We start from the raw sequence: 22,243 nt of genomic DNA on the forward strand, positions 1-22,243 counted from the left end.
GACGGACGCGCCGGGGTGGGCTGTCCCGGCGGTGGTTGCACCGACTTGGCCGGTCAGCGCCACCGTCCAGCCGATCGGAAGGTACTTTCACCTGCGTGTCTGTTAAGAAGACCGCGCTGACGGTCCTTTCCGCCGCGCTGCTGGTGCCCGCGATGCTCGCGGCCCCCGCGCATGCCGCGCCGACCCCGCCGGCCGCGCCGGCCGACGGGAAGGGGCAGCCGCCCAAGGCCCCGAAGGCGCCGGCCGCGCCCGCGCCCCCCGCGTCGATGTCCACGGTCGGCGGTGCCCTGCTCGGCCAGCCGGGGACCCAGGTCAACCTGCTGCCCGGCGCGCCCGCGCTGCCGTCGAACCTGACGGGGCGCTCCTGGATCGTGGCGGACGCCGAGTCCGGCGAGGTGCTGGCCTCGCACAACGCGCACTGGCGGCTCCCCCCGGCCTCCACCATGAAGATGCTCTTCGCGGACACCGTGCTGCCGGGCCTCCCCAAGGACCAGGTCCACAAGGTCACCGACCAGGACATGGAGGGCGTGGGCCCGGGCAGCAGCCTGGTCGGGGTCAAGGAGGACCACGAGTACAGCGTCCACGACCTGTGGCTCGGGGTGTTCCTGCGGTCGGGGAACGACGCCGTGCACGTGCTGTCGGCCATGAACGGCGGCATCGAGAAGACCGTCAAGGACATGCAGGCGCACGCGGAGGAGCTCCAGGCGCTGGACACCCACGTGGTGTCGCCCGACGGCTACGACGCCCCCGAGCAGGTGTCGAGCGCGTACGACCTCACGCTGATCGCCCGCTCCGGGCTGCAGAAGCAGGACTTCCGGGAGTACTGCGGCACGGTCGAGGCCAAGTTCCCGGGTCTCCAGGAGCCCGGGAAGCCGCGGGACCACTTCGAGATCACGAACACCAACCGGCTGATGACGGGCGCGGGCGGCCTCTCCCCGTACAAGGGCATCGCCGGGGTGAAGAACGGCAACACGACGATGGCCGGCTCCACCTTCACCGGTGCGGCGCAGCACGGCGACCGCAAGCTGCTGGTCACGGTGATGAACCCGGGCGCGGGCGGGGCGAACTCGGTCTACGAGGAGACCGCCGCGCTCTTCGACTGGGGTTTCGCGGCGGCCGGGAAGGTCAAGCCGGTGGGTGAGCTGGTGCCGCCGAAGAGCGCGGACACCTCCTCGCACGGCTCCCCGGCCCAGTCCCACGAGAACAACCCGTCGGCGGGCGGGGCGGGCTCGGGCGGGATCGGTACCGCGCTCGGGGTCGCGGGCGGCGCGCTGGCCGTGCTGGCGGGCGGCGCGTTCGTGGTCAACCGGCGCTGGCCGCGGGGCCGGCGGGGCCGGGGCGAGGACCTGGTCTGAGGGTCCGGTCCCGTCCGGTCCGACCCGGTCGGAGCCGATGGCCGGAGGCCCCCGTCCACGGGGGCCTCCGGCCGTTCCGCCCGGTCAGAACGCCCCGGTCAGCACGTCCCGGTCAGCACGTCCAGTCAGAACGTCCGGTCGGAGCGCCAGGTCGCCTGGCTGTTCGGGTTGTTCAGGTCGGAGGTGATGCCGGAGAGGCGGCGAGGCCGGCTCCGGCGACGGAGAGGAGCAGGGCGGCGGCGGTCGTGGTGAGGAGCTTGCGCATACGGCGTGAAGCGGTCATGAGCCCTCCAGGGGCGGCCAGGACGATCGTTCCCATCGATCCCGTTGCATCGTGCACGGAACCTCGCGGCAGGCCTACCCAGGCCCATGCGGACGATCTCTGGATTCACCCGAAGGAGTACCGGCCTAGGCGCGGGGCCCCGCCGGCGCCTGCCCGTCGCGCACTTCTCCCCCGGCCTCGCCCCCGGGTCCGTCCCCGGGTCCGTCCCCGGTTCCCTCCTCGGGTTCGCCTTCGGCCTCGTCGTCCCGGGTCGCGGTCCAGGACGCGACGAAGAGCAGCAGCTTCGCCGTGAAGTTGATCCACAGCAGCAGGGCGATCGGCACGCCGAAGGCCCCGTACATGCTCTTCGTGGCGACCCCGCTGATGTAGCCGCTGAGCAGGAGCTTCAGCAGCTCGAAGCCCGCCGCGCCGATGAGGGCCGCCTGGATCAGGCGGCGGCGCGGGGGTTCGACGCCGGGGAGCAGGGTCAGCAGGTACAGCAGCAGCAGGAACGCGGCCAGCACGCCGATGAGGAAGCCGCCCGAGCGCAGCAGTGCGCCGCCCGCGCCCTCGCGCGGGATGCCGAGCCACTCGGCGGACTTGCCCACCGCGGTGGCGCCGAGGGTGGAGGCGGCGGCCGAGGCGAGGCCGACGCCGCCGAGGCCGAGGAGCACCAGGCCGTCCTTGCCCTTGCGCAGGATCGGGTTGCCCTCGTCCTCGTCGTCCTTCTCCCAGACGGCGCGCAGGCAGTCCCGCATGGAGCCGACCCAGCCGATGCCGGTGAAGAGCAGGAGGGCACCGGCGACGAGCCCGACGGTGCCGGCGTTGGCGACGAGCGAGTCGAGGTGGAGCTGGTCGGAGATGCCGGGGACCTGTTCGGCGAGGTTCTTCTGGAGCGTGTCCAGCTGCTTCTGGCTGAGCAGCGCGGCTCCGACCGCGGCGGCCACGGTGATCAGCGGGAAGAGCGCGAGGAAGCTGATGAAGGTGATCGCGGCGGCGAGCCGGCTCCAGTGCACGCGGTCGAGGCGTTCGTACGAACGCCACGCGTGGGTGCGCATCAGACGGGCCGCCAGTGGGCCGATCACCGGGAGTTTCGTCAGCCAGTCCATGAAGTCACCGTAATTGAGCTGTCGGAAATAGCCTGGATTGCCGGTTTCTGGGACTACGGTCGTCGACTGTGACTTTTCGCGAGGTGCCCCGGACGGACCGCCCGTTCCACGCCCTGGTCCTGCGCAGGCTCAGGTTCCGTACGCATCAGGTCCTGCGGCCGCTGCGTCAGGAAGGCAGCGCGGTCGTGCCGGCCGCTTCGTCGGCGGGCGACCCCTGCTGCGCGGGCACGCCCGCCGGACCCGTGCCGAACGGGTACTCGCGCAGCTTGCGCCAGACCCCGTCCGAGCCCTGCTCGTAGAGTGCGAAGCCCGCGCAGACCCACTCGGCCGCGTACTCGCCGAGGGCCGTGAACGCCACGTCCATCGCCTCCTCGGAGATCCCGTGGGCGACCGTGACGTGCGGGTGGTACGGGAAGGCCAGCTCGCGCACGAGCGGGCCGGCGGGGTCGCGGACCTCGCCCTGGAGGCGGGTGCAGCCCTCGCCGCCCTCGACGACCTGGACGAAGACGACCGGCGAGAGGGGGCGGAAGGTTCCCGTCCCGGCCAGCCGCATCCGGAAGGCCCGGAAGGCGGCGGCGACCGCGGCCAGGTGGGCGCGGATCGCCGGGAGCCGGTCCGCCTCCACCTCGGTCGGCGGGACGAGGGTGACATGCGTGGGGATACCGTGCGCGGCGGCGTCCCCGAAGCCGGCGCGCAGCTGCTGGAGCTGGCTGCCGTACGGCTCCGGGACCGCGATCGAAACGCCGAGCGTTACGGTCCCCACGTATCTCTCCTCCGTGTGTCTGGATGGACTGCTGCCGCCAGTGTGAGGGCAGTACCCCCGGTCTCGCCAGGGCCGTCTCTCCCCCGGCGTCCGCCCCGGCGCTCCGTCAGTGCTTGGCAGGCAGGAATCCGAGCCGGTCGTACGCCTGGGCGAGGGTCTCGGCGGCGACCGCGCGGGCCTTCTCCGCGCCCTTGGCGAGGATCGAGTCCAGCGTCTCCGGGTCGTCCAGGTACTCCTGGGTGCGCTGCTTGAAGGGTGTGACGAAGTCGACCATCACGGCGGCCAGGTCGGTCTTGAGCGCGCCGTAGCCCTTGCCCTCGTACCGCGCCTCCAGGGCGGGGACCGTCTCGCCGGTGAGGGTGGAGTAGATCGTGAGCAGGTTGCTGACGCCGGGCTTGTTCTCCGTGTCGAAGCGGATCTCGGCCTCGGTGTCGGTGACCGCGCTCTTGATCTTCTTCTCGGTGACCTTGGGCTCGTCGAGGAGGTTGATCAGGCCCTTGGGGGAGGACGCGGACTTCGACATCTTGATCGCCGGGTCCTGGAGGTCGTAGATCTTCGCGACCTCCTTGACGATGTGCGCGGCGGGGAGCGTGAAGGTCTGGCCGAAGCGCTGGTTGAAGCGCTCGGCCAGGTCGCGGGTCAGCTCGATGTGCTGGCGCTGGTCCTCGCCGACGGGGACGGCGTTCGCCTGGTAGAGCAGGATGTCGGCGACCTGGAGGATCGGGTACGTGAACAGCCCGACGGTGGCGTTGCCGGCGCCCTGCTTGGCGGACTTGTCCTTGAACTGGGTCATCCGGCTGGCCTCGCCGAAGCCGGTGATGCAGTTCATGACCCAGCCGAGCTGGGCGTGCTCGGGCACGTGGCTCTGGATGAAGAGCGTGCAGCGCTCGGGGTCCAGGCCGGCGGCGAGCAGCTGCGCGGCGGAGAGGCGGGTGTTCGCGCGCAGTTCCTTCGGATCCTGCGGCATGGTGATCGCGTGCAGGTCGACGACCATGTAGAACGCGTCGTGCGTCTCCTGGAGGGCGACGTACTGGCGGATGGCTCCGAGGTAGTTCCCGAGGTGGAACGAGCCGGAGGTGGGCTGGATGCCGGAGAGCGCGCGAGGACGATCAGAAGCCATGGCTTCATTCTCTCAGGTGCGGGGGCGGGCTCGGGCCCGCCGCCGGCCGGATCCTTCCGGTGCCCCGATACCCGACGGTAGCCCCCGCCCGAAGCCGCCGCGCGAGGCTCCGCAGGGCGCCGCCCACACCCGCGGCGGAGCCCCGGTCTTGGGGCGGCGGGGCGAGCAGCCGCGCCCGACCGCCGGCCCGAGCCAAATCCAGCCCCGCCGGCGATTGAGGCGCCCGGGTCAGGACAGGGGGAGGCCGGGGGCCGGGTGGGCTGACATCAGGGCCGCGACCTCGGCCCGGACCCCCGCCAGCGCGGCCTCGTCGGACTTGCCCGCCGCGTCGACCACCCGCGCGATCCACTCCGCGACCTGCCCCATGTGCCCCACCCCGAGCCCCCGCGAGGTCAGCGACGGCGTCCCGATCCGGATCCCCGACGGGTCGAACGGCTTGCGCGGGTCGAACGGCACCGTGTTGTAGTTCACCACGATCCCCGCGCGGTCCAGCGCCTTGGCCGCCACCTTCCCCGGCACGTCCCGCGAGGTGAGGTCGATCAGGATCAGGTGGTTGTCCGTACCGCCCGACACCAGGTCGAAGCCCCGCTCCAGCAGCGCCCCGGCCAGGGCCTTGGCGTTGGCCACGACCGCGTGCGCGTACGCGGTGAAGGCCGGCTGCGCCGCCTCGTGCAGCGCCACCGCGATACCGGCCGTCGTCTGGTTGTGCGGCCCGCCCTGCAGCCCCGGGAACACGGCCTTGTCGATGGCCTTCGCGTGCTCCTCGCGACACATCAGCATCGCCCCGCGCGGCCCCCGCAGCGTCTTGTGCGTGGTCGTCGAGATCACGTCCACGTGCCCCGCCGGGGACGGGTGCGCCCCGCCCGCGATCAGGCCCGCGATGTGGGCCACGTCCGCGACGAGGATCGAGCCCGCCTCCTCGGCGATCGACGCGAACGCCGCGAAGTCGATCGTGCGCGGCAGGGCCGTACCCCCACAGAAGATGATCTTCGGTCGCTCGGCGAGGGCGAGGTCGCGCACCGCGTCGTAGTCGATCCGGCCGGTGTCGGCCCGCACCCCGTACTGCACGCCCCGGAACCAGGACCCCGTCGCCGAGACGCCCCAGCCGTGCGTCAGGTGCCCGCCCATCGGCAGCGCCATGCCCATGACCGTGTCGCCCGGCTCGGCGAAGGCCAGGTAGACGGCCAGGTTCGCGGGCGAGCCGGAATACGGCTGGACGTTGGCGTGGTCCACCCCGAACAGGCCCTTGGCCCGCTCGACGGCCAGCGCCTCGACCCGGTCGATGTTCTGCTGGCCCTCGTAGTAGCGGCGGCCCGGATAGCCCTCGCTGTACTTGTTCTGCAGCACCGTGCCGGACGCCTCGAGGACGGCGGCGGACACGTAGTTCTCACTGGGGATCAGACGCAGGGTCTCGGCCTGCAGGTTTTCCTCCGCCGCGACGAACGACGCCAGTTCGGGGTCGGTCGCGAAAAGGGCGGGATGGCGGCTCGCGGACATGGCGGGCTCCTCCGGGGTCGATGTGATCGGTACCCCGCGAGGCCCAGGCGAGCGGCCCTGTCAGCGGTCGTGCGCGCACGGCTCCCCCGGAGTTCGTTCTCCGTGCGCCAGTCGCCGTGCGTACCGCCCACCTTAGCGGGCGCGCCACGAGAAAGGTTTCTCCGTCCCCTCGGCGAGCGAGGATGGAAAGTGACGCCACCCTCGTCACAGGCCTGACGGACGATCGGAGACCCCGTGTCGACAACTGCTGATGCCATCCGCTCCGCCGACGCGCACAGCGCGCACAACTACCACCCGCTGCCCGTCGTCGTCGCGACGGCGGACGGCGCGTGGATGACCGACGTGGAGGGCCGCCGGTACCTGGACATGCTCGCCGGCTATTCGGCGCTGAACTTCGGGCACGGCAACCGCCGCCTGCTCGACGCCGCCCGCGCCCAGCTGGACCGCGTCACGCTCACCTCGCGCGCCTTCTTCCACGACCGCTTCGCCGACTTCTGTACCGAACTCGCCGCGCTGTGCGGCAAGGACATGGTGCTGCCCATGAACACGGGCGCGGAGGCCGTGGAGACGGCCGTGAAGACGGCCCGCAAGTGGGGGTACGAGGTCAAGGGCGTGCCGGACGGCCACGCCAAGATCGTGGTCGCCGCCGACAACTTCCACGGCCGGACGACGACGATCGTCTCCTTCTCCACGGACCACGAGGCGCGCGACCACTTCGGCCCGTACACGCCGGGCTTCGAGATCGTCCCGTACGGGGACCTCACCGCGCTGGCCCACGCCGTCACCGAGAACACGGTCGCCGTGCTGCTGGAGCCGATCCAGGGCGAGTCGGGGGTGCTGGTGCCGCCCGCCGGGTACCTGAGCGGCGTACGGGAGCTCACGCGCGAGCGGAACGTCCTGTTCATGGCGGACGAGATCCAGTCGGGGCTGGGCCGCACCGGCCGGACCTTCGCGTGCGACCACGAGGAGGTCGTCCCCGACGTGTACATCCTGGGCAAGGCGCTCGGCGGCGGGGTGGTGCCCGTCTCGGCCGTGGTCGCGGACCGGGACGTGCTCGGCGTGTTCCGGCCGGGCGAGCACGGGTCCACCTTCGGCGGCAACCCGCTGGCCTGCGCCGTCGGCCTGGAGGTCGTCGCGATGCTGAAGACCGGCGAGTACCAGCAGCGCGCCGCCGAGCTCGGCGACCACCTGCACCGGGAGCTGAGCCTGCTGGTCGGCGGCGGCGCGGTGACCGCCGTACGGGGGCGGGGGCTGTGGGCGGGCGTGGACATCGAGCCCTCGCACGGGACCGGCCGGGAGATCTCCGAGAAGCTGATGGAGCGGGGCGTCCTGGTGAAGGACACCCACGGGTCCACCATCCGGATCGCCCCGCCGCTGGTGATCGGCAAGGAGGACCTGGACTGGGGGCTGGAGCAGCTCCGCGCGGTCCTGTCCGCGTAACGGCCGGCCGCGCGGACCTGCCGGCCTCGGACCTGCCGGCCTCGGACCGGCAGGCCGGGCCGGCCGGGCACGCCGGGCCGACCGGGCCGACCGGGCCGACCGGCTAGAGGATGACGTGGGGCAGGAAGCGGGCGTACTCGTCCGTGACCGGCCCCGCCGATTCGCGGATGCCGAGCCCCGCCGCCTCGTCCTCGACGACCCATGCGCCGAGCACCACCCGGTTGCCGTCGAAGTCGGGCAGCGGGGCCAGGCCCTGGAAGCAGTACTTCTCGTCGTCCCGCGCCACGAACGGCTCGCCGCCCGGCTCGTGCAGGGTGACCCCGGCGCCCTCCCGGCCGAGCAGCGGCTTGGCGACGTAACCGCCCTCCTCGGCCAGCTCGTGCGGGCCGTCGAGGTAGGCGGGCAGCAGGTTCGGGTGCTCCGGGAAGAGCTCCCACAGGATCGCGAGCAGCGCCTTGTTGGACAGCAGCATCTTCCACAGCGGCTCGATCCAGCAGGTGGTGCCGGAGCCGCCGCCGTGGTCGTAGGTGCCCAGCACCTGGGGGCCGAACTGGTCCGTGGCCAGCCACTCCCACGGATAGAGCTTGAAGCAGCTGCGGATGAAGCGGAGCTTCTCGTCGACGAAGCGGCCGGACAGGCTGTCCCAGCCGATCTGCTCGACGGACAGCGCCTGGGTGTCCAGGCCCGCCTGCTCGGCGGTCTCCTGGAGGTAGGCGACCGTCATCAGGTCCTCGCCGAGCTCGTCGGTCTCGGAGTGCGCGAAGTGCAGCGGGCCGGGCGGCAGCAGCTCGGCCTGCCGGCGCCAGGCGTCGACGAGGCGTTCGTGGAGCGAGTTCCACTGGTCGGCGCCGGGGAACCGCTCCTCCATCCAGAACCACTGCGGACTGGCCGCCTCCACCAGCGAGGTCGGGGTGTCGGCGTTGTACTCCAGCATCTTGGCCGGGCTGCCGGTGCCGTCGTAGCGCAGGTCGAAACGGCCGTAGAGGGAGGGCTGTTCGGCGCGGCGGCGCCAGGACTCGGCGATCAGCGCGGCCAGCTTGGGGTCGGTGATGCCGAGGTCCGCGAAGCGGTCGTGCTCGACGATGTGCGCGGCCGCGGCCAGGCACATGGCGTGCAGCTCCTCCACCACGTTCTCCAGGGCCTCCACCTCGGGGAGCGAGAAGGAGTAGTACGCGCTCTCGTCCCAGTAGGGCCGCAGGGAGTCGTCGGGGTAGCGGGTCAGGGGGTAGATCAGCCCCTGTTCCTCGACGGTCTTCTGCCAGTCGGGGCGGGGCTCGATGGTGTGCCGCTGCATGGGTTCCGGATTCCTCAGCCGCCGCTGGAGCCGGAGCTGGAGTGGCCTCCGATGCCGCCGCGGGTGACGGCGGACTTGTCGAAGCTGCCGCCGGTGACCTTGCCGTTCTTGACGGTGCCGCCGTAGTAGTACGAGCCGGTTCCGCCGCTCTTGCAGTCCTTGTTGTTCAGGTGGTCCAGCGTGGAGCGGGACGCGCAGCGCTTGTCCGGCTCGCCGCTGCTGCCGCATGCCACGAGCGTGGCCGCGAGCAGGCCCATACCGCCGAGCGCGACGGCGCCCGAGCGCATACGGCGCTTGTTGGTGCTGCTGGTGTCCATACCTGCTGCTCCCCCTATGTCCTGGCGTGCTCCCGACAGACTAGAGCGGAGCCCCCGGCCGATGGAATCCGGCCGTCCTCAGATCCGTGACCTAGAGTCAGTTCGTGCTCATTGGGATGATTTGCGCCCTCGGTGCGGCGGTCTGTTTCGGCACGGCGTCCGTTCTGCAGGCCGTCGCGGCGCGGGCGGCGGAGCCCGGGACGGGGTCCGGGGTGGACGCCGCGCTGCTGCTGCGGGCGCTGCGGCAGTGGCGGTATCTGGCCGGCCTGGGGCTGGACGCGATGGGCTTCGTACTCCAGATCATCGCGCTGCGCCACATCCCCATCTACGCGGTCGGGGCCGCACTGGCCGCGAGCCTCGCGGTGACGGCGGTGGTCGCGGCCCGGCTGCTGAAGGTCCGGCTGTCGCGCACGGAGTGGGGCGCGGTGGCGGTGGTGTGCGCGGGGCTGCTGATGCTGGGGCTGGCCTCCGGGGCGGAGGGCACGGGCACCGGTTCGCTCGCCCTGAAGCTGGGGCTGCTGGCGGTCACGGGGCTGATCCTGCTGGTCGGCGCGGTGGCGGGCCGGCTCCCCGACGGGCCGCGGGCGCTGGTCCTCGGCCTGGCGGCGGGCACCGGCTTCGGCGTCGTCGAGGTCGCGGTCCGCCTCATCGACTCCGTACGGGACCTGGGCAACCCCGCCCTGTACGCCCTCCTGCTCGGCGGCGGCGCGGCCTTCCTCCTCCTCACCTCGGCACTGGCCCGCGGCTCGGTGACGGCGGCCACGGCCGGCATGGTCCTGGGCGAGACCATCGGCCCGGCGGTGGTCGGCGTCGCCTGGCTCGGCGACCGCACCCGCGAAGGCCTGACCTGGCTGGCCGTCCTCGGCTTCACGGTGGCCGTGACCGGAGCCCTGGCCCTGGCCCGCTTCGGGGAGCCCCCGGAGACGGCGGCCGAGCCCGTGCGCTGACGGCCGGCGGCCGGGGCTCCGCGTTTGCGCCTCCTACGGCAGCGCCGCCGAGAGTGCCGCCAAGGTCGGGGTCCAGGCGCTGTCCGGTGGGGTGCCGTAGCCCACGACCAGGGCGTCGCGCGGCGGGAAGGTCGCCTCCGGGTGGTGGAAGGCGGACAGGCCCTCCAGGGAGAGGTCCTGCCAGGCCGCCGACTGGAGCACCGAGCGCTCCGTCCCCGCCGGAAGGTCCAGCACCGCGTGCAGGCCCGCCGCGATCCCCGATACGCCGACCCGGTCGCCGACGGCCGCGACGAGCTCGTCGCGGCGGCGCCGGTAGCGCAGGCGCATGCCGCGCACGTGGCGGTCGTACGCCCCCGAGGTGATGAACTCCGCCAGTGTGAGCTGGTCCAGCGCGCTGGAGGTCCGGTCGCCCGGCCCCTTGGCGGCCATGACCTCGTCCAGCAGCCCGGGCGGGACCACCATCCAGCCCATCCGGAGCCCCGGCGCCAGCGACTTGCTGGCCGTGCCGAGGTACACCACCCGGTCCGGGTCCAGCCCTTGCAGGGCGCCCACCGGCTGGCGGTCGTAGCGGAACTCCCCGTCGTAGTCGTCCTCCAGGATCAGCCCGCCCGTGGACCGGGCCCAGTCCACCGCCGCCGCCCGGCGGGCCGGGGTCAGGGCGGCCCCCGTCGGGAACTGGTGGGCCGGGGTCAGCAGGACCGCGCCGGGCCCCGCCGTCAGCTCCCCCGTGCGCGCCCCGTCCCCGTCCACGCCCAGCGGCCGGGTCCGCAGGCCCGCCCGCGTGAGCAGGTCCCGGTGGATGTCGAGGCCGTACGCCTCCACCGCCATCTCCCGCACCCGCCGCGCCCGTAGCACCCGGGCCAGCAAGGTCAGCGCGTGCCCGAAGCCGGCGCACAGCACGATCCGGTCCGGGTCCGCGTACACCCCGCGCGCCCTCGCCAGGTACCCGGTCAGCGCCTCCCGCAGCTCGGGGCGGCCGCGCCCGTCGGCTCCGTAGCCGAAGGCCTCGTTCGGCGCGGCGGCCAGCGCCCGCCGGGCCGCCGTCAGCCAGGCCGCCCGCGGGAAGCCGCTCAGGTCCGGGGAGCCGGGGATCAGGCTGTACGTGAGCCCCCGGCGCGCGGCGCGGCGTACGGGGACGGCCGCCGCGGCCCGGCGCGGCCTGGCCCGTTCCGCGACCCTGGTGCCGGAGCCCTGGCGGGCCGTCAGCCAGCCCTCGGCGACCAGCTCCGCGTAGGCCTCCGCGACCGTGTTCCGGGCGATCCCCAGGTCGGCGGCGAGCGAACGGGAGGACGGCAGGAGCGTCCCGGCCGCCAGCCGCCCGCTGCGGGCGGCCTCGCGCAGCGCCTCGGTGAGCCCGGCCCGCAGGCCGCGGCCGGCGGAGAGGTCGAGGTGGAGGTCGGCACCGAAAGTGGCCCACGATTCCTTCATGGATATGGACCATAGTCGCGGGCCGCCTGCGACCTAGTGTGGATGCCATGACGAACACACAGAACGCCCCCGAGCACACCCCCCGCCTGCACATGGCGAAGCTCGCCCCGGAGGTCTACAAGGCGGTCCTGGGCCTGGAGATCGCCGCGAAGAAGGGCCTGGACCCGGCCCTCGTCGAACTCGTCAAGATCAGGGCCTCGCAGCTCAACCACTGCGCGTTCTGTCTCGACATGCACACCAAGGACGCCATCGCGGCCGGTGAGAGCGTCGAGCGGATCGTGCAGCTGGGCGCCTGGGAGGAGTCGCGGCACTTCTACACCGAGAAGGAGCTCGCCGCGATCGAGCTCACCGAGGCGGTGACGGTGCTGACCGACGGTTTCGTGCCGGACGAGGTCTACGAGAAGGCCGCGAAGCACTTCGAGGAGCGCGAGCTGGCCCAGCTGATCTCCGTCATCGCGACGATCAACGTCTGGAACCGCTTCGGCGTCACCACGCGGATGGTGCCGGGGCACTACACGCCGGGCATGTACAAGAGCTGACCCGGCGCGGCGCCGCCGTCCCGGCGCGCGTCGGCCGCCACGACTCGCGTCGGCTCGCCTCGGCCGTCAGTCCACCCGGAAGGACTCGACGGCCGTCGTGAGGTGTTCCCGTACGAGCGGGACGTCCGTGTCGGGGCCGAAGGCGAGGACCACCCACCGGGTGTCGTCGGCGGCCACGACGAGCCGGACGATGGCGTGGGCGGCGGGCTCGGCCGTGGCCGGGTCGTCGAACTCGTAGACCTGCTCGCAGCCCTCGGTGCCGACCTCCTCCCTGGAGATCTCCCGGTAGCCGGAGTACTTGCCGAGTTCCGCGGTGGTGTCCCGCAGGACCTCGCAGGCGGTGAGGGTGTCCTCGGTGGCCCGGACGATCTGGATGCCCGCGCTGCGGTCGCCCCCGGCGGGGCGGTAGACGGTCCCGTACGCGCCCTCGCCGGTACTGGCCTGCCAGCCCTCGGGAATGCCGACCGAGAAACCGGCCGCCGTGTCGCGCGCCTGCGTGGATCCGGGCCGCGGCCCGGGGCCGGAGGAGCCGGGGCCCCTGCCGCCCAGATAAAGCCACCCGGCCACGGCAACGGCCCCCAGCCCGGCCACCCCGAACACCACACCTGCCACGACCAGCCCTCGCCGGCGCCGCGGAATACCCGGCGGGTAGGCGTACGGGTGCGGGCCACCGGGCGGGTACGCATACGGATTAGGCCCCGGCGCCGGCGGCCGGGGCCCGGCCGCCGGCGCCGCGTCCGGACCCCAGGCCGCTGCCGCGCCCGGCCCCGGACTCGAAGCCGAGGGCGCACCCGACGCCGAAGGCCCGATCGCCCCTGCACCCGAGGGCGTACCCGGCTTCGCGCCGGGGGCCGAAGGCCCACTCGGCTCCGAGGACGAAGCCGCGGGCGGGGCCGCGGTCTCCGCCGGAGGCACGTCCGTGGGCGTGGCCGCCCCCGCGCCCGACGCCGAAGGCCCGCTCGGCCCCGCGCCCGGGGCCGTGGGCGTACCCGGATCCGCGCCCGGGGTCGGAGACCCGCCCGGCTGCGCGCCCGGGGCCGTGGGCGTACCCGGATCCGCGCCCGGGGTCGGAGACCCGCCCGGCTGCGCGCCCGGGGTCGCAGGCGCTCCCGGCTTCCCGCCCAGGGCCGGAGACCCGCCCGACGGCGCACCCGACGCCGAAGGCCCGCTCGACTCCGCGCCCGAGGGCGTACCCGGCTTCGCGCCGGGGGCCGGAGGCCCGCTCGGGCCCGCGCCCGGGGCCGCAGGCGCACCCAACGCCGGAGGCCCGCTCGGGCCCGCGCCCGGGGCCGCAGGCGCGCCCGGGGTCGGAGGCCCGCTGGGCTGCGCACCCGGGGGCGAGCCCGGTGCCGAGGGGGCGGGGCCCGGGCCCGCAGTCGGTCCCGGGGCGCGTTCCCAGCGTTGTGAGCGGGGGTTCCAGCGGGGTTCGCCCTGGTTCGTGGGCATCGTCAGCCGCCCAGGGAGGTCAGCAGGGCGGCCAAGGCGGCGGCCGCGCTCACCGAGTCCACCAGCGGGGCCCACCGCTCCAGCGCCCCGCGCAGCCGGGCCGGCAGGCCCGCCCGTACCTCCCCGGCCTGCTCCAGCTCCCCCGCGACCTCGTCCAGTTCGCCGTCGAGCTCCGCCCGTTCCGGGCTGCGGGGCAGCCGTACGAGGGCCGCCCGGAGCTCCCGTACGGCCTCCAGCAGGTCCTCGGCACTCGCACCGGCACCCGGCGCCCCGCCGCCCTCGTGGACGGTGTTGGTGTTGTGGGCGCCGCCGATGCTGAAGCTGCTGCCGTGGATCTCGCCGATCCGTACCGCGGGCTGCTCCGCGCCGCTACCACCGCTCGTTGCCACCGCTTCTCCCCTTCTTCTCCCTGCCCGTGTCGGGGTCCTGGCGGCCGGTGACGCTGTTGTGGCTCACTCCGCCGATGCCGAAGGCGCTGTTGTTCACCGATTGGATGAAGACCGCCCCCTCCGCCACGTTGACGGCCCGCTCCGCGAACTCCCTGGTGCGCCAGCCCGCCTCATGCAGGGCCACGGCCACCCCGCCGACGATCCGCTCCTGGACGGTCTTCAGATACCGGTCCAGGTCCATCAGCTGGAACAGCGAGGCGTCGGCCTGCGAGGCCAGCTCGCGCACCGAGACGGCCGGTCCGGCCGGGATGGCCACCCCGTACCCCGCGGTGGCCATCCGCCACGGGATGCGGACCGCGCGCACCAGGGCGAGCAGCGCCGGGCCGAGGGCGCCCGCACCGTTCGCGGCCGCCCAGACCGCTTTGGCGAAGGGGGTGTTGAGCTGCTGGCGCCGGACGGTGTCGTCGGCCCGCTGGAAGTCCGGCCGGACGGGCAGCAGCACGTGCGGCGCGACCTCCAGCATCAGCATGCCGCCCTGCGTGTGGACGCGGATGAAGACGGTGACGACGAGGTTCTCGTCCCAGCCGCCGATCCGCACGCGCAGGAAGTGCCGTCGGCGCTCGCCGCCCTCCTCGATGGCGGCGGCGCGGTGCTCGGCGAACGCCTCGTCCGACAGGTCCAGGGAGTCGACGTCGGGCAGCCCCTCGGCCGGCAGGAACACGCACTCGTCGATGACCAGTTCGCGCAGCCGGTCCAGTACGGAGGCCTCCGCCTCCGGCGAACCGTGCGGCGACGGGACGCGCAGGGCCTCCAGCTGTGGCCGGATCCGGTCCACGATCTGCGCGTTGTCCAGCTCCTCCGCCTCGCCGTCGCCGCGCGGGCGCAGTTCGACGGTCAGCTGCCACGGCCGGTGGGCCCGGCCCGCGCCGCAGAACGGGTTGCCGACGTCGTACAGGACCAGGGGCGCGTACTGGATCCGCTGGATCCGTGCGCGGGCCCGCCCGAAGCGCCGGCCCGTCACCACCAGGTCGCCCGCGCCGGCGGCGTAGCCCTCCCGGTCCAGCGAATCGTCCAGGAGCCGGGCGAAGTGGCCGCGCTGGAGCCCGGCGACGGTCGTGAGCAGGAGGAAGACGAGTACGGCGACCCACGAGTAGGCCTCGCCGTGGATCCGCCCCAGCCGCGGCCACTCCAGGAAGAAGCCGAAGGGGTACTTGACGATGATCTCGCCGAGGAACGGGAAGAACCAGTCCGTGTCGCCGAAGCGCAGCGGCGGGATGCGGTCGTCGGCGAATCCGGCGGCCACGCCCCACAGGACGTTGCCGAGCATCCAGAGGGCGTATCCGCGCAGGACGTACTCGACGATCCGGCTGCCGCGGCCGGTCCGCTCGCGGCGGCGTCTGATCCGGCCCGCGCCGCCGAGCAGCAGCGCGGGGACGATCAGGAAGACGATGAAGGTCTGGAGCAGCAGCAGGCCGAGGGCCCAGACCGCCGTCACCGCCGCCGCCCAGGCGATCTCGACGCGCCGGGCGCGCAGGGCGTGGGCGAGGACGCGGGCCGCGTCGAACCCGTAGGAGGGCGCGACGAAGCGCTCCTCGTGGACGTACAGCTCGTCGATCACCCGGTCGCGGTAGGCCGGGTCGAGGTAGACGCCGGCGCACAGGAGCCGTCCGGCCTCCGTCTGCGACGGGTGCACGGGCGTTCTGCCGTCCGGATCTCTGCCACTCACCGGGTCCCCCCTCAGGTGTGGGAGGAAACCGTACGGGGCAGGGCGGTGCCCGGACAGGGCGGATCACGCCAAAAGGCCCCGGCGCGCTGGGCGCCGGGGCCTTTGGAAGGGGTGGTTCCGCGATCAGATGAGGCCGAGCTCGCGGACCGCGTCGCGCTCCTCGACGAGCTCCGCGACGGAGGCGTCGATGCGGGCGCGGGAGAACTCGTTGATGTCCAGGCCCTGGACGATCTCGTACTTGCCGTCCTTGGTGGTGACGGGGAAGGAGGAGATGATGCCCTCCGGGACGCCGTAGGAGCCGTCCGACGGGATGCCCATCGAGGTCCAGTCGCCCGCGGCGGTGCCGTTGACCCAGGTGTGCACGTGGTCGATGGCGGCGTTGGCGGCCGAGGCGGCCGAGGACGCGCCACGGGCCTCGATGATCGCGGCGCCGCGCTTGGCGACGGTCGGGATGAAGGTGTCGGCGAGCCACAGCTCGTCGCTGACGACCTCGGCGGCGTTCTTGCCGGCGATCTCCGCGTGGAAGATGTCCGGGTACTGGGTCGCCGAGTGGTTGCCCCAGATGGTCAGGCGCTTGATGTCGGTGACGTCGGCGCCGGTCTTCTTGGCGAGCTGCGAGATCGCGCGGTTGTGGTCCAGGCGGGTCATCGCGGTGAAGCGCTCGGCCGGTACGTCCGGGGCGGCGGCCTGCGCGATGAGCGCGTTGGTGTTGGCCGGGTTGCCCACGACCAGGACCTTGATGTCGTCCGCGGCGTGGTCGTTGATGGCCTTGCCCTGCGGCTTGAAGATGCCGCCGTTGGCGGAGAGCAGGTCGCCGCGCTCCATGCCCTTGGTGCGCGGGCGGGCGCCGACGAGCAGCGCGACGTTGGCACCCTCGAAGCCCGCGTTCGGGTCGTCGAAGATGTCGATGCCCTTGAGCAGCGGGAAGGCGCAGTCGTCGAGCTCCATGGCGGTGCCCTCAGCGGCCTTCATGCCCTGGGGGATCTCCAGAAGGCGGAGCTTGACCGGCACGTCCGCGCCGAGCAGGTGGCCGGAGGCGATGCGGAAGAGCAGCGCGTAGCCGATCTGGCCGGCGGCGCCGGTGACGGTGACATTCACGGGAGTGCGGGTCATGGCCTTCTCCGTTAGACAGCTGGCGGTGGGGCGTCCCCGCCCCATGTGCTGGAGGACGACGCTTCCCAGTAAATCTTGACGTGAAGAGACATCCGCGGTCAGGCTATCGGACCCTGGCGCCGCCGGAGCCCCGGGGGCCCGTTCGACTCCGGCAGCGCCGTGCGGCGCGTCAGCGGACGGTGAAGCGGACCGCCGTCTCCAGGAACGGGATGTTCAGCAGCGGCTTGGGCTCCATCGCCAGCGCGAGCAGCGTGATCGCCACGCCCAGCAGCCCGTACGTGACCATGTCGGTGAAGCGGGAGCGCACCGCGAGCATGCCCACCGAGGGCAGTACGCGCCGCAGGACCGAGGCCGCGATCAGGGCCACGCCGATCACCAGGCAGCCGATGCGCGGTTGCCCCATCGCCGTGGCCAGCAGCCCGGCCGCGGTCGCGGTGAGCACGCTGAGCATCGGCCACTGGCGGGCGGGCGTGGACACGGCCCCGGGCACGGCCCGGCCGCTGCCCTCGGGACGCGCGGTGTCCCGGGTGACGGAGGGGAAGCGCCGGGACCGGGAGCCGTCGGCGGCGGGCGCGGCGCGCTCTTCGTCCCGCTCAGCCCGCACTGGCGTTCCGTTCCGCGGCCTCGACGACGTTGACGAGCAGCTGGGCCCGCGTCATCGGGCCGACGCCGCCCGGGTTCGGGGAGATCCAGGCCGCCACGTTGGCGACTCCGGGGTGGACGTCGCCGACGATCTTCCCGTTCTCGTCGCGGCTGACGCCCACGTCGAGCACGGCCGCGCCCGGCTTCACGTCCTCCGGCTTGACCAGGTGCGGGACGCCGGCCGCGGCGACGACGATGTCCGCCTGGCGCAGCAGCCCGGAGAGGTCGCGCGTACCGGTGTGGCAGAGCGTCACGGTGGCGTTCTCGGACTTGCGGGTGAGCAGCAGGCCGATGGAGCGGCCGACGGTGATGCCCCGTCCGAGGACGACGACGTGCGCGCCGTTGATGGCGACGCCGTGGTGGCGCAGGAGTTCGACGATGCCGTACGGGGTGCAGGGCAGCGGGCCGGGCTCGTTCAGCACCAGCCGGCCGAGCGACATGGGGTGCAGGCCGTCGGCGTCCTTCAGCGGGTCCATCAGCTCCAGGACCCGGTTGGTGTCGATGCCCTTGGGGAGCGGGAGTTGGACGATGTAGCCGGTGCATTCCGGATTGGCGTTGAGCTCCCGTACGACCGCCTCGATGTCCTCCTGGGAGGCCGTCGCGGGAAGTTCGCGCTGGATGGAGGCGATGCCGACCTCGGCACAGTCCTTGTGCTTGCCGTTGACGTACCAGCGGCTGCCCGGGTCGTCACCGACCAGCAGGGTGCCGAGGCCGGGGGTGATGCCCCGGGCCTTCAGGGCCGCCACACGGGCGGTCAATTCGGACTTGATCGCGGCGGCGGTGGCCTTGCCATCGAGAATCTGGGCGGTCATGTGCCCATCCTCCCGGATGGAGTGCCCCCGGTTCCAGTCAAGGCGCTCGCGGGCCCTCGGGGTTAGCGGGGTTCATTGCACTTGCACAACAAGTCAGCGGCCCCGCGGCGCCCGGCTGGACAAGTCCGGCCCGGTCGGACGACGATGACCGGAAAAGAGTGCCGCGGGCAGTGCCGGGGGGCGGACCGTAGAACACAGCTTTCCTCCGTGCGTGCCGTGCGTCCCCGCACTTCCACGGAGGAACACCCCAGATGAGCTTCGGCGACCCGAACAACCCGTACGGCCAGCAGCAGCCCCCGGCCCCACAGGGCCAGCCCGGCTACGGCTACCCGCAGCAGGCGCCCCAGGGCGTCCCGCCCCAGGGTGGCTACGCCTACCCGCAGCAGCAGGCCGGCCAGGGCTACCCGGCCTACCCCGGCGGCCCCGGCGGCTACCCGGGCGCGCCCGCGCAGATGCCGGGTCTGGTGAAGACCGCGCGCGTCCTGCTCTTCGTCGTGGGCGGCCTGCAGCTCATCGTCGGCCTCATCGCGCTCCTCGGCGGCGCCGCGCTGTCCACCACGGAGAGCGGCGCGGCCGGTGACGTGGTCGGCGGCGTCGTGATCGCCCTCGGCCTGTTCGTGCTGGCCCTCGGCGTGCTGGCCATCGTCCTCGGCGCCAAGTTCGCCAAGGGCGGCAACGGCGTGCGCATCACGACGATCGTCTACGCCGCGCTGTCCATCCTGGGCGGCCTCGCCAACTTCACCAACACCGCCTCCGAGGGCGGCGGCCCCGCGGCCGGCGTCATCAGCCTGGCCATCGGCGGCCTGATCCTCGCCGCCATGGTCACCGCGCCCGGTGCCGCCTGGTTCAAGCGTCCGCGCTTCTGATCCACGCGTTCCGTACACGGCGAAGGCCGCGACCCGCAGTGCGGGTCGCGGCCTTCGCCGTGTCGGGGTGGGCCCGGATCAGTGGAAGAAGTGCCGGGTCCCGGTGAAGTACATCGTCACGCCGGCCTTCTTCGCGGCCTCGACGACCTGCTCGTCACGGACCGAACCGCCCGGCTGGACCACGGCCTTGATGCCCGCGGCCGTGAGGATCTCCAGCCCGTCCGGGAAGGGGAAGAAGGCGTCGGAGGCGGCGTACGAGCCCTGCGCGCGCTCGGCGCCCGCCCGCTCGACGGCGAGCTTCGCCGAGTCGACGCGGTTGACCTGGCCCATGCCGACGCCGACGGAGGCGCCGTCCTTGGCGAGCAGGATGGCGTTGGACTTGACGGCGCGGCAGGCCTTCCACGCGAAGGCGAGCCCGGCGAGCTCCTCCGCGGAGAGGGCGTCGCCGGTGGCGAGGGTCCAGTTGGCCGGGTCGTCGCCCTCGGCCTGGAAGAGGTCCGACTGCTGGAGCAGTGCGCCGCCGGAGATCGGCTTGAGGTCGCCCGGCTGGTGCGGGGTGCCGGCCACCTTCAGGACGCGGATGTTCTTCTTCCTGGCGAGGATCTCGACGGCGCCGTCCTCGTAGGCGGGGGCCGCGATGACCTCGGTGAAGATCTCGGCGACCTGCTTGGCGAGCTCGACGGTCACCGGGCGGTTGACCGCGATAACCCCGCCGAAGGCCGACAGCGGGTCGCAGGCGTGCGCCTTGCGGTGGGCGGCGGCGACGTCCGTGTCCACGGCGATGCCGCACGGGTTGGCGTGCTTGATGATCGCGACGCAGGGCTCTTCGTGGTCGTAGGCGGCCCGGCGGGCGGCCTCGGTGTCCACGTAGTTGTTGAAGGACATCTCCTTGCCGTGCAGCTGCTCGGCGTTGGCGAGCCCGCCGGGCTGGCCGTCCGTGTAGAGCGCGGCGGCCTGGTGCGGGTTCTCGCCGTAGCGCAGGGTCGACTTGCGCTCCCAGGCGCCGGCCAGGAACTCGGGCAGCACGGCCTCGGGCTCCGGCGCGTACGCGTTCGTGAACCAGGAGGCCACGGCCACGTCGTAGGCGGCGGTGTGCTGGAAGGCCTCGGCCGCCAGCCGCTTGCGCGCGGTGAGGTCGAAGCCGCCGCCCTGGGCGGCCGCGATCACGTCGGCGTAGCGGGCCGGGCTGGTGACGACGGCGACCGACGGGTGGTTCTTGGCGGCGGCGCGGACCATCGACGGACCGCCGATGTCGATCTGCTCCACGCACTCGTCCGGGGTGGCACCCGACTGGACGGTGGCCAGGAAGGGGTAGAGGTTGACGACCACCAGGTCGAAGGGCTCCACACCCAGCTCGGCGAGCTGGTTGCGGTGGTCCTCCAGGCGCAGGTCGGCGAGGATGCCGGCGTGCACGCGCGGGTGCAGCGTCTTGACGCGGCCGTCGAGGCACTCGGGGAAGCCGGTGAGCTCCTCGACCTTGGTGACCGGCACCCCGGCCGCGGCGATCTTCGAGGCGGTGGAGCCGGTGGAGACGAGCGCGACGCCCGCCTCGTGCAGCCCGCGGGCCAGCTCCTCCAGGCCGGTCTTGTCGTAGACGCTGATGAGCGCACGCCGGATCGGCCGCTGGGTCGTGGTCGGGTCGTTGCTCGCTGCGGTCTCTACGGCGGTCACTGGATTGTTACCTTTCGTCCCTCAATGCGGTAGCCGTGCCGGGCCAGGCGCCCCACGACATCGACGAGCAGCTGGCGCTCGACTTCCTTGATGCGCTCATGGAGAGCGGCTTCGTCGTCCTCGTCCCGGATCTCGACGACACCCTGGGCGATGATCGGACCGGTGTCCACGCCGGAGTCCACGAAGTGGACGGTGCAGCCGGTGACCTTCGCGCCGTAGGCGAGCGCGTCCCGCACGCCGTGGGCGCCGGGAAAGGCGGGGAGGAGGGCGGGGTGGGTGTTGATGAACCGGCCGCCGAAGCGGTCGATGAACGCCTTGCCCACGATCTTCATGAAACCGGCGGACACGACGAGGTCGGGGGCGTGGGCCGCGGCCGCCTCGGTGAGGGCGGTGTCCCACTCCTCTCGGCTGCCGTACGCCTTGACCGGGCAGACGAAGGTGGGGATCCCGGCCTTCTCGGCCCGCTCCAGACCGGCGATGTTCTCGCGGTCGGCCCCCACGGCGACGACTTCGGCGCCGAAGCCCTCGGGTCCGCCGGGGTGGGCGTCGATGGCGTCGAGCAGGGCCTGGAGGTTGGTGCCGGAACCGGATACCAGCACGACCAGGCGGGAGGCGGCCATGGGAGGCCCTTTCTCACGGGAATGCGGCGTTCGTCTTTGTGTGGTCATACGAAACTTCGGGGTACCGATATACGGGGAACCATACGAAGCCACCGACCGCCTGCAACGATACCGGCACACCGGACGGCCCCCGGGGGACGGGGTGACGGGCGGGCGGTAGCGTCTGGCGTACAAGCCGCAAACAGGCCTCACCCACCTGGCCTTCGCCGCGACGTCGCCCTGACGTCCATGACACAGGGGAAGAAACACACCCGATGCCGGACCGCCGCCAGCCCGACTCCCCCACCGACGACAACCCCTTCGCGGCGCCCCCGGAAGGCCGGCCCGACCAGCCGTGGCAGCCGCGCCGCGGTGGCGGCGACGGCCCCGGCGGTGGCCCCGGCGACGGCCGGCCGGACCCGCAGGGCGGCGGCGGCCGGGGCGGCCCGGCGCGCTGGGACCCGACGGACCCGGTCCAGCGCCGCGCCCGCTACGCGCTGCTGGCCGGCATGTGGGGCTTCTTCTTCGGGATCTTCGGCATCCCGTCGGTGGGCCTGCTGCTGGGGGCGCTCGCCCTGTACTGGGGCATCAGCGCGCTCCGCGGCCGGCCGGCGAAGCCGGAATCCGGCGAGGCCGGGCAGAACGAGCCGGGCGGCCTGGCGGCCCTGGGCGAGGCGGCCCGGCCGCAGCGCACGGCGGCGGTGAGCGGCCTGGTCACGGCCTCACTGGCGATCCTGCTGGCCCTGAGCTCGTACGCCGTGCAGCTGGCCTACAAGGACTTCTACGTCTGCCGCGACGACGCCCTGACGAACACGGCGGAACTCCAGTGCAACTCCCTCCTCCCGGACAACCCCCTGGGCGACATCCTGAAGGTCCGCCAGTAGCCCCCGGCGGTTCGCCCGTAGCCT

Annotated in this window: 21 protein-coding genes and 1 riboswitch; of the genes, 6 read left to right on the forward strand and 15 right to left on the reverse strand. The window is 73.0% G+C overall.

What is annotated here, in order from left to right; genetic code table 11:
- Positions 1-95 precede the first annotated feature (95 nt).
- The gene (locus tag ACFWP3_RS06200; protein ID WP_384216695.1) at positions 96-1,355 is read left to right on the forward strand and encodes a D-alanyl-D-alanine carboxypeptidase family protein; all 1,260 of its coding nucleotides are present in this window, start codon (positions 96-98) and stop codon (positions 1,353-1,355) included.
- Positions 1,356-1,763: 408 nt separating this feature from the next.
- Here the strand turns inward: ACFWP3_RS06200 and ACFWP3_RS06205 are convergent, their stop codons facing one another.
- From ACFWP3_RS06205 to glyA, 4 genes are all read right to left on the reverse strand, one after another.
- Positions 1,764-2,726: a YihY/virulence factor BrkB family protein gene (locus ACFWP3_RS06205; RefSeq protein ID WP_384216697.1), complete on the reverse strand. Its 963-nt coding sequence runs from the start codon at positions 2,724-2,726 to the stop codon at positions 1,764-1,766.
- A 166-nt stretch (positions 2,727-2,892) separates the two neighbouring features.
- Entirely contained in the window at positions 2,893-3,489 is a 597-nt protein-coding gene (locus ACFWP3_RS06210; RefSeq protein WP_384216699.1) for a 2'-5' RNA ligase family protein, read from the reverse strand.
- Positions 3,490-3,595: 106 nt separating this feature from the next.
- Positions 3,596-4,609, reverse strand: a complete 1,014-nt coding sequence (trpS, locus tag ACFWP3_RS06215; protein WP_384216701.1) for a tryptophan--tRNA ligase — start codon at positions 4,607-4,609, stop codon at positions 3,596-3,598.
- 228 nt (positions 4,610-4,837) lie between these two features.
- A complete protein-coding gene (glyA, locus tag ACFWP3_RS06220; protein WP_384216703.1) occupies positions 4,838-6,106 on the reverse strand; it encodes a serine hydroxymethyltransferase in 1,269 nt (422 codons plus the stop codon).
- A gap of 34 nt (positions 6,107-6,140) precedes the next feature.
- Positions 6,141-6,231: riboswitch (ZMP/ZTP riboswitch) on the reverse strand.
- Positions 6,232-6,340: 109 nt separating this feature from the next.
- Here glyA and rocD point away from each other — a divergent pair.
- Positions 6,341-7,546 (forward strand): ornithine--oxo-acid transaminase, encoded by a 1,206-nt coding sequence (rocD, locus tag ACFWP3_RS06225; protein ID WP_384216705.1) that lies wholly within the window; start codon positions 6,341-6,343, stop codon positions 7,544-7,546.
- A 103-nt stretch (positions 7,547-7,649) separates the two neighbouring features.
- Here rocD and ACFWP3_RS06230 read toward each other — a convergent pair whose 3' ends face one another.
- A complete protein-coding gene (locus ACFWP3_RS06230; RefSeq protein ID WP_384216707.1) occupies positions 7,650-8,840 on the reverse strand; it encodes a glutathionylspermidine synthase family protein in 1,191 nt (396 codons plus the stop codon).
- Positions 8,841-8,854: 14 nt separating this feature from the next.
- A complete protein-coding gene (locus ACFWP3_RS06235; protein ID WP_384216709.1) occupies positions 8,855-9,157 on the reverse strand; it encodes a hypothetical protein in 303 nt (100 codons plus the stop codon).
- Positions 9,158-9,273: 116 nt separating this feature from the next.
- Here ACFWP3_RS06235 and ACFWP3_RS06240 point away from each other — a divergent pair, with 116 nt between their 5' ends.
- Positions 9,274-10,104: a hypothetical protein gene (locus tag ACFWP3_RS06240; RefSeq protein WP_384216753.1), complete on the forward strand. Its 831-nt coding sequence runs from the start codon at positions 9,274-9,276 to the stop codon at positions 10,102-10,104.
- Between the two features lie 33 nt (positions 10,105-10,137).
- Here the strand turns inward: ACFWP3_RS06240 and ACFWP3_RS06245 are convergent, their stop codons facing one another.
- Positions 10,138-11,532 (reverse strand): PLP-dependent aminotransferase family protein, encoded by a 1,395-nt coding sequence (locus ACFWP3_RS06245; RefSeq protein ID WP_384216711.1) that lies wholly within the window; start codon positions 11,530-11,532, stop codon positions 10,138-10,140.
- Between the two features lie 47 nt (positions 11,533-11,579).
- On the opposite strand from ACFWP3_RS06245, the gene ACFWP3_RS06250 reads away from it, so the two are divergent.
- Positions 11,580-12,071, forward strand: coding sequence for a carboxymuconolactone decarboxylase family protein (locus tag ACFWP3_RS06250; protein ID WP_384216713.1), 492 nt, complete (start codon positions 11,580-11,582; stop codon positions 12,069-12,071).
- A gap of 66 nt (positions 12,072-12,137) precedes the next feature.
- Here ACFWP3_RS06250 and ACFWP3_RS06255 read toward each other — a convergent pair whose 3' ends face one another.
- The 6 genes from ACFWP3_RS06255 to ACFWP3_RS06280 form a co-directional block, all read right to left on the reverse strand.
- Positions 12,138-12,683 carry a hypothetical protein gene (locus ACFWP3_RS06255; protein WP_384216715.1) on the reverse strand — a complete coding sequence of 182 codons (546 nt, stop codon included), beginning with the start codon at positions 12,681-12,683 and terminating at the stop codon, positions 12,138-12,140.
- An 836-nt stretch (positions 12,684-13,519) separates the two neighbouring features.
- Positions 13,520-13,906, reverse strand: coding sequence for a hypothetical protein (locus ACFWP3_RS06260; protein WP_384216717.1), 387 nt, complete (start codon positions 13,904-13,906; stop codon positions 13,520-13,522).
- On the reverse strand, positions 13,887-15,632 hold the full coding sequence (locus tag ACFWP3_RS06265; protein ID WP_384216719.1) for a hypothetical protein: 1,746 nt from the start codon (positions 15,630-15,632) through the stop codon (positions 13,887-13,889). The genes ACFWP3_RS06260 and ACFWP3_RS06265 overlap by 20 nt, the downstream gene beginning before the upstream one ends.
- Before the next feature lie 123 nt (positions 15,633-15,755).
- Positions 15,756-16,745: a malate dehydrogenase gene (locus ACFWP3_RS06270; RefSeq protein WP_359169666.1), complete on the reverse strand. Its 990-nt coding sequence runs from the start codon at positions 16,743-16,745 to the stop codon at positions 15,756-15,758.
- A 169-nt stretch (positions 16,746-16,914) separates the two neighbouring features.
- Positions 16,915-17,349: a DUF3017 domain-containing protein gene (locus ACFWP3_RS06275; RefSeq protein WP_384216721.1), complete on the reverse strand. Its 435-nt coding sequence runs from the start codon at positions 17,347-17,349 to the stop codon at positions 16,915-16,917.
- Complete coding sequence (locus ACFWP3_RS06280) at positions 17,339-18,199, reverse strand: bifunctional methylenetetrahydrofolate dehydrogenase/methenyltetrahydrofolate cyclohydrolase (protein ID WP_384216723.1); 861 nt, start codon at positions 18,197-18,199, stop codon at positions 17,339-17,341. Before ACFWP3_RS06280 ends, ACFWP3_RS06275 begins: the two co-directional genes overlap by 11 nt.
- A 251-nt stretch (positions 18,200-18,450) precedes the next feature.
- Here ACFWP3_RS06280 and ACFWP3_RS06285 point away from each other — a divergent pair, with 251 nt between their 5' ends.
- Positions 18,451-19,065, forward strand: a complete 615-nt coding sequence (locus tag ACFWP3_RS06285; protein ID WP_384216725.1) for a hypothetical protein — start codon at positions 18,451-18,453, stop codon at positions 19,063-19,065.
- A gap of 78 nt (positions 19,066-19,143) precedes the next feature.
- Here ACFWP3_RS06285 and purH read toward each other — a convergent pair whose 3' ends face one another.
- Complete coding sequence (gene purH, locus ACFWP3_RS06290; protein ID WP_384216727.1) at positions 19,144-20,736, reverse strand: bifunctional phosphoribosylaminoimidazolecarboxamide formyltransferase/IMP cyclohydrolase; 1,593 nt, start codon at positions 20,734-20,736, stop codon at positions 19,144-19,146.
- Positions 20,733-21,356 (reverse strand): phosphoribosylglycinamide formyltransferase, encoded by a 624-nt coding sequence (gene purN, locus ACFWP3_RS06295; RefSeq protein WP_384216729.1) that lies wholly within the window; start codon positions 21,354-21,356, stop codon positions 20,733-20,735. Before purN ends, purH begins: the two co-directional genes overlap by 4 nt.
- Positions 21,357-21,610: 254 nt before the next feature.
- Here purN and ACFWP3_RS06300 point away from each other — a divergent pair, with 254 nt between their 5' ends.
- On the forward strand, positions 21,611-22,219 hold the full coding sequence (locus ACFWP3_RS06300; RefSeq protein WP_384216731.1) for a hypothetical protein: 609 nt from the start codon (positions 21,611-21,613) through the stop codon (positions 22,217-22,219).
- Positions 22,220-22,243: the final 24 nt, after the last annotated feature.

The sequence above is a fragment of the Streptomyces sp. NPDC058525 genome, assembly GCF_042719495.1.
GTDB lineage: Bacteria > Actinomycetota > Actinomycetes > Streptomycetales > Streptomycetaceae > Streptomyces.